Source organism: Microbacterium sp. CPCC 204701, assembly GCF_004010105.1.
Taxonomy (GTDB): domain Bacteria; phylum Actinomycetota; class Actinomycetes; order Actinomycetales; family Microbacteriaceae; genus Microbacterium.
Map to the genome: position 1 here is coordinate 1 of NZ_RRYE01000157.1, position 6,770 is coordinate 6,770.

Here is a 6,770-nt window from a genome sequence, read left to right on the forward strand (position 1 = left end):
TCGAGGTTCATCTGGAGGCTCGGTCCGTTCTTGAACATCACGAACTCGACCTGCTCGCCGGCCGGATCGCTGCGCAGGGGGACGACCTCGCCGCGGCCGTAGGCCGGTGCCATGCGAGCGAATCCGGCGGCGGCGTCCGCGGGCCGGAAGTCGTCGCCGAGCGTGCGCGCGGCGACCGCCAGAGCCGCCGCGGCGTCAGCTGCGTAATGCATGCCACGTGCCGGGATCCGGATGTCGAACCGCGCGCCGTCGACCGTCACACCGACGTCACGGCCGTGGACCGCGGTCACCTCGGCAAGGGCGTCGTGGGGCGTGGCGCCGAACTCGCCGCTGCGGAGATCTGCGGCGTTGGCCAGGCCGTGCGCGGAGGCTGCGACGAGCTCGGGGGCGACGCCGAAGTACGACACCGGAGCCCGCATCGCGCCCTCGTCGATCTTCGACAGATACGGGTCGTCGCGGTTGACGATGACGTGTCCGGACGCGCGGGCCGAGGCATCCAGCATCATGTCGGCCACGCGCTCAGTCTCGAAGAACCGGTAGAGCTGGTCCACCTGCACGTTCAGCGAGACGATGACCGACGGCGACAGCCGGCCGGCCAGGTCGGCGGCGAAGCCTTCGTCGACCTCGAGCACGGCGACGTCCGCGCGCACGCGGCCCGTGAGGGTGGCGTCGGCGAGCATCGCGCTCGTGACCCCCTGCGGCAGGTTCGCCCCTGTCGGGTTCGTGAACACGTTCAGCCCGTGCGCACGCAGCACCTCGCTGATCATGTGCGTGGTCGTCGTCTTGCCGTTCGAGCCGAGCACGAACACGACGCCATGGCCGAACTGGTCGGCGAGGGTCGGCAGGAGCGTCGGCGCCAGCCGATTGGTCAGGTACCCCGGGAACGCTGATCCGCCGCCTCGCAGGCGCGTCGCGAACCGCGCGAGCTTGCCGGCGAGCACGGGCACGACGTACCGCAGACCCGGCTTGCGCGGAGCCGGGGCGTCCGCCTCGCTCACTCCAGGTAGTCCCGGAGGGACTGCGACCGGGACGGATGCCGGAGCTTGGCCATCGTCTTGGACTCGATCTGGCGGATCCGCTCTCGCGTGACGCCGAACGTGTCGCCGATCTGGTCGAGCGTCTTGGGCTGGCCGTCGCCCAGCCCGAAGCGCATGCGGATCACGCCCGCCTCGCGCTCCGAGAGCGAGTCGAGGAGCGACTCGAGCTGACGCTGCAGCATCGTGAACCCGACGGCGTCCGCCGGGACGACGGCCTCGGTGTCCTCGATGAGGTCGCCGAACTCGCTGTCGCCGTCCTCGCCGAGCGGCGTGTGCAGCGAGATGGGCTCACGCCCGTACTTCTGCACCTCGATGACCTTCTCAGGGGTCATGTCGAGCTCGCGGCTGAGCTCCTCCGGCGTGGGTTCGCGGCCGAGGTCCTGCAGCATCTGGCGCTGGACGCGCGCAAGCTTGTTGATGACCTCGACCATGTGCACCGGGATGCGGATGGTGCGTGCCTGGTCGGCCATCGCTCGCGTGATCGCCTGGCGGATCCACCACGTCGCGTAGGTCGAGAACTTGAAGCCCTTGGTGTAGTCGAACTTCTCGACCGCGCGGATGAGACCGAGGTTGCCCTCTTGGATGAGATCCAGGAACTGCATGCCGCGGCCGGTGTAGCGCTTGGCGAGCGATACGACCAGACGCAGGTTCGCCCCGAGCAGGTGGCTCTTCGCGCGCTGGCCGTCGCGCGCGACCCACTGCAGGTCGAGCCCCAGCTGCGACGACTTCTCGGCCGCCGACATGTGCGACAGCTTCTCTTCGGCGAACAGACCGGCCTCGATGCGCATCGCGAGCTCGACCTCTTCGGCCGCGTTCAGCAGCGGGACCTTTCCGATCTGCTTCAGGTAGTCCTTGACCGGGTCGGCCGTCGCGCCGGTGATCTGCGTGGAGTAGACGGGGATGTCGTCCTCGTCGTTCGACGAGATCACGATCGCGCCCGTGGGCAGCGGCTCGGTGAACGCCGGTTTGGTGCTCTCTTCTTCTTCGTCGTCGTCGGATGAGCCGGCGTCGTCGGCCGCGGCCTTGCCGTCGGCCTTGACCGAAGTCGGCTCGGCGTCGTCCGCGGCGGTCGCCTCGACGTCGTCGGCAACGAGCACGACGTCGTCGTCGAGCTCCTCGACGTCGTCCTCGAACTCATCGTCAGCCTTCGCACCGCGCGTGGACGCCGTCTTCGGCGCGGCCTTCGCCTTCGCAGTCGACTTGGTCTTCGAGGTCTGCGCCTTCGGCGCGGCCTTCTTCGCTGCGGGCGTGGCCGTCGCCTCGTCCTTCTCGGTGTCCTTCGCGGCCGTACTGGCCTTGGTCTTCGTGCCTGGAGTCACGTTTCGCCTTTCACCGGTCGACGTGCCGTGCACGCTCCGGTCGGTTTCGGACACTAGTAAGACCCTTGTCAAGTCCACGTCTCGCAGAGAAACCCCACGAGGACGGTTGACAACGGGTCAGAGCATCCAGTATCTCATACTTGCCGCACGCCGCCAGCATCGCCCCATCACGGTCGACGCGCCCCCGTACACAAGCAGAACGCACCAGGTCGGCTCGGCATTCCGTCGCTGACGAATCCGTTCAGGCGCCGCGCTTGTCGTCATCGCCCGGACGCGACGCCAGGAAGCGCTCCAGCTCGGCGGCCAGCTCGTCGGCGCTCGGCAGATCTCCGGTGTGGATCATCGGCGTGGCGAGCGTGGAACCCGCCATATAGGCGTCGTACCGCTCTTCCAGCCCCTGCACCATGCGGGCGAGCTCGTCACTGCCCTCGATTTGCTCCGTCACCTTGTCGAGGTAGACGCGATTCTCTTCGCGCAGCTCATCGCCGGCGAACACCAGGCCGGTCGCGGCGGTGAGACTGTCGAGGGCGGCGAGGGCGGCCGCCGGATACTCCGTGTCGCCGAGGTAGTGCGGCACCAGCAGGACGAAGCCCGCGATCCGGGCGCCCGCTTCGGCCAGTCGGTACTCGAGCAGGTGACCGGCCGTCGCCGGCACCTGGGTGTGAGGCTGCCACACCGAGTGCGCTTCGGTGAGCTCCGAGCGGGTTCCGCTCACCGTGGTGCCGATGGGGCGTGTGTGCGGCACGGGCATGGGGATGGCGTGGACCCAGGTCACCGTCGACACGCCGTAGGTCTCGGTGAAGTCGACGACGGATGCCGCGAACGCGTCCCAACCGAAATCCGGTTCGTATCCCGCAAGGAGCAGGAACGGCTGGCCGAGTGAGTCGTGCGCGAACGCGAGCTCGAGCCGCTGCGGACGGTAGTCCGTCAGGTGATCCTTCTCGAACGAGACGATCGGCCGGCGGGCGCGGTAGTCCAGCAGGGAGTCGTTCGAGTACACCGCGAGCGGCGACGTCGACAGCTCATCACGAAAGTACTCGATCAGACGGCTCACCGCGCTGCCTGCGTCGGTGAACCCGGTGAGGGCGATCACGAGCGGCAGTCCGCGTGGAACCGGCGGTGCGGAGGCCGCACGCTCGTACAGCGGGCCGGGAAAGGGCATGGCTCAATGCTACGAGCCGCGCGGACGCGCCGGGTCGCGGCCATCGCGCTCAGAGCGAACACCCGCGTCCCTAGGATGGAGACCATGTCGCTTCCCGACCTCGCGTACCGCACCACTCCTGTCCGAGAGTCCGACGCAGACGCGATCCTGCTGGCGCTTCCCCCGCTCGAGGCCGACGACTCCCCCGATCTCGCCGAGTGGCCGGGGCTTCGCGACGCCCTCCTCGCCGTGGGCTTCAGCGGCGGGACCGGCTCGCTCGTGCGGGTGCACGCGCCCGAGACCACGACGCTTCCGCTCGCCGTCGTCGGCACGGGAGCGACGCCGGATGCCTCGGCGCTGCGCGACGCGGTCGGAGCGGCGGTACGCAACCTCACCGGATTCGAGACGGTCGCGGTGGCGGCCCCGTACGCCGACCCCTCGGATTGGACGGCGGTCGCGGAGGGTGCCGCGCTCGGCGGGTACCGGTTCGACGGCTACAAGACCGAGGCACCCACACCTCGCGCCTCGCGCGTGATCGTGCACGGAACGGCCGATCCCGACGACGACGCCCTGCGCGCGATCAGCGAGACGGCCGTCGCCGTCGCCCTCGTCAAGGACCTCGTCTCGACTCCGGCGGAATGGCTCGGACCGGCCGACTTCGCCGAGCGCGCCGTCGACGCGGTCGCGGAGCTGCCGGTGACGGTGGAGATCCTCGACGAGGCCGCGCTGGCGGAGCAGGGCTACGGCGGGATCCTCGGCGTCGGTCAGGGCTCGGACCGCCCGCCCCGCCTCGTGCGCCTCGAGTACGCGCCGACGGATGCGTCCCGGCACGTCGCACTCGTGGGCAAGGGCGTCACCTTCGACACCGGAGGCCTCTCGCTCAAGCCCGCGGCGTCCATGGTCGGGATGAAGTACGACATGGCCGGCGCCGCGACGGCGCTCGGCGTGCTGCGGGCAGCGGCGTCCATCGGGGCGCCCGTCAAGATCACGGCATGGCTGTGCATCGCCGACAACATGCCGTCAGGACGCGCCACACGACCGGGCGACGTGCTGCGCATGCTCGACGGCTCGACCGTCGAGGTTCTCAACACCGACGCCGAGGGGCGCCTCGTGCTCGCCGACGGCCTCGCTGCAGCCAGCCGCGACCACCCCGACGTGATCGTCGACGTCGCGACGCTCACGGGCGCGATCACGATCGCCCTCGGCACGCGCCATGTCGGCGTGATGGGCGACGACGAAGCGACCGCGGCCTATCTCGCCGCGGCCGAGGAGGCCGGCGAGCTCGCGTGGCGGCTGCCCCTGCCCGACCACATGGTCGAGGAGCTCGACTCCCCCATCGCCGATCTGCAGAACGCCAAGATCGGCGACCCGGCGGGCGGATCGCTCTTCGCCGGGCTGTTCCTGCGCCACTTCGTGGGCCGCACCGGTGACGGCGCTGACGCGCCGCGCATCCCCTGGGTGCACCTCGACATCGCGGGGGCCGGCAACACCAAGAGCGCATTCGGCTACACCGACAAGGGCCCGACCGCCGCGACGGTGCGCAGCCTTGTCCGCTTCGTCATGGCAGAGGAGTCACGATGACCGATCACACCTTCGACCTCGTCGTCCTGGGCGGCGGCAGCGGCGGGTACGCCGCAGCACTCCGCGCCGCGGAGCTCGGCAGATCCGTCGCCCTCGTGGAGAAAGACAAGATCGGCGGCACGTGCCTGCACCGCGGCTGCATCCCGACGAAAGCGCTGCTGCACGCGGCCGAGGTGGCCGACACGGCACGGGATGCCTCGGCCATCGGCATCCGCGCCTCCTTCGAGGGCATCGACCCCGGGGGCGTGCGCGCCTATCGCGAGGGCATCGTCGCCAAGAAGTACAAAGGCCTCGAGGGACTCGTGAAGGCCCGCGGGATCACCGTGGTGCACGGTGAGGGGCGTCTGGAGTCCGGGCCCGCCGTGCGCGTCGGCGACGACCTGTATCGCGGCACCGACGTGATCCTCGCGACGGGCTCCTACAGCCGCACGCTCCCCGGACTCGAGATCGGCGGTCGCATCCTCACGAGCGAGCATGCGCTCGAGCTCGACGAGATCCCCGGGCGCGTCGTCATCTTGGGTGGCGGGGTCATCGGGGTCGAGTTCGCCAGCGTCTGGCGCTCCTTCGGCGCCGAGGTCACGATCGTCGAGGCTCTCGACCACCTCGTGCCCAATGAGGACATCGCCCTCAGCAAGGCGCTCGAGCGGGCCTTCCGGCGCCGCGGCATCCAGTACTCTCTCGGAGTCCGCTTCCAGAGCGCGACGCAGACCGCCGACGCCGTGACGGTGACCCTCGAGGACGGCACGACCTTCGAGGCCGACCACCTCCTCGTCGCGGTCGGGCGCGGCCCGATGACGGGGGGCCTCGGCTACGAGGAGACGGGGGTCACGATCGACCGCGGATTCGTCATCACCGACGAACGCCTCCGCACCGGAGTGGACCATGTGTGGGCGGTCGGCGACATCGTGCCGGGGCTCCAGCTCGCCCACCGCGGATTCCAGCAGGGCATCTTCGTCGCCGAGGAGATCGCGGGCCTCGACCCCGTCCTGATCCCCGATGCGCAGATTCCCAAGGTCACCTACAGCCACCCCGAAGTCGCGTCGGTGGGTCTCACCGAAGCGCAGGCGTCCGAGGCGCACGGCGCCGACGGCGTGGTCGCGTACGAGTACAACCTCGCGGGCAACGGCAAGAGCGAGATCATCGGCACCGGCGGCCTCGTGAAGGTCGTGCGGGCGAAGGCTGGCGCGGTGCTCGGCGTCCATCTCATCGGCGATCGCGTCGGCGAGCTCATCACCGAGGGCCAGCTCGCCGTCGGCTGGGAGGCGCACCCCGAAGATATCGCGCCGTTCATCCATGCCCACCCCACCCAGAGCGAAGCGCTCGGCGAGGCGTTCCTCGCGCTCGCGGGCAAACCGCTGCACGCGCTCTGACGCTCGGGTAGCCCGCGATCACTAAGCTAGATCCGATATCCATTCCGAAGGAGACATCGTCATGAGCACTTCCGTGGTCCTCCCTGCTCTCGGTGAGAGCGTCACAGAGGGAACGGTCACCCGCTGGCTCAAGAAGGTCGGCGACACGGTCCAGGCGGACGAGGGCCTGCTCGAGATCTCCACGGACAAGGTGGACACGGAGATCCCATCGCCGATCAGCGGCGTGATCGAGGAGATCCTGGTCCAGGAAGACGAGACGGTCGAGGTCGGCGCGGTGCTCGCGAAGATCGGCGACGGCAGCGGCGCTGCCGAGACGCCTGCG

At 69.7% G+C, this 6,770-nt stretch carries 6 protein-coding genes; 3 read left to right on the plus strand and 3 right to left on the minus strand.

Annotation, left to right across the window (positions count from 1 at the left end; all coding sequences use genetic code 11):
* From EIO58_RS10435 to EIO58_RS10445, 3 genes are all read right to left on the minus strand, one after another.
* Positions 1-998, minus strand: a 998-nt coding sequence (locus EIO58_RS10435) for a Mur ligase family protein (protein WP_127819489.1), incomplete at its 3' end; no start/stop codon positions are given.
* Positions 995-2,356, minus strand: coding sequence for an RNA polymerase sigma factor (locus tag EIO58_RS10440; RefSeq protein ID WP_127819490.1), 1,362 nt, complete (start codon positions 2,354-2,356; stop codon positions 995-997). The genes EIO58_RS10440 and EIO58_RS10435, both read right to left, overlap by 4 nt.
* A 241-nt stretch (positions 2,357-2,597) precedes the next feature.
* A complete protein-coding gene (locus EIO58_RS10445) occupies positions 2,598-3,518 on the minus strand; it encodes a PAC2 family protein (protein ID WP_127819491.1) in 921 nt (306 codons plus the stop codon).
* A gap of 84 nt (positions 3,519-3,602) precedes the next feature.
* Here EIO58_RS10445 and EIO58_RS10450 point away from each other — a divergent pair, with 84 nt between their 5' ends.
* The 3 genes from EIO58_RS10450 to EIO58_RS10460 form a co-directional block, all read left to right on the plus strand.
* Positions 3,603-5,078, plus strand: a complete 1,476-nt coding sequence (locus tag EIO58_RS10450; RefSeq protein WP_127819492.1) for a leucyl aminopeptidase — start codon at positions 3,603-3,605, stop codon at positions 5,076-5,078.
* Positions 5,075-6,448, plus strand: coding sequence for a dihydrolipoyl dehydrogenase (gene lpdA / locus EIO58_RS10455; protein ID WP_127819493.1), 1,374 nt, complete (start codon positions 5,075-5,077; stop codon positions 6,446-6,448). The genes EIO58_RS10450 and lpdA overlap by 4 nt, the downstream gene beginning before the upstream one ends.
* A 61-nt stretch (positions 6,449-6,509) precedes the next feature.
* Positions 6,510-6,770, plus strand: a 261-nt coding sequence (locus EIO58_RS10460) for a biotin/lipoyl-containing protein (protein ID WP_342447973.1), incomplete at its 3' end; no start/stop codon positions are given.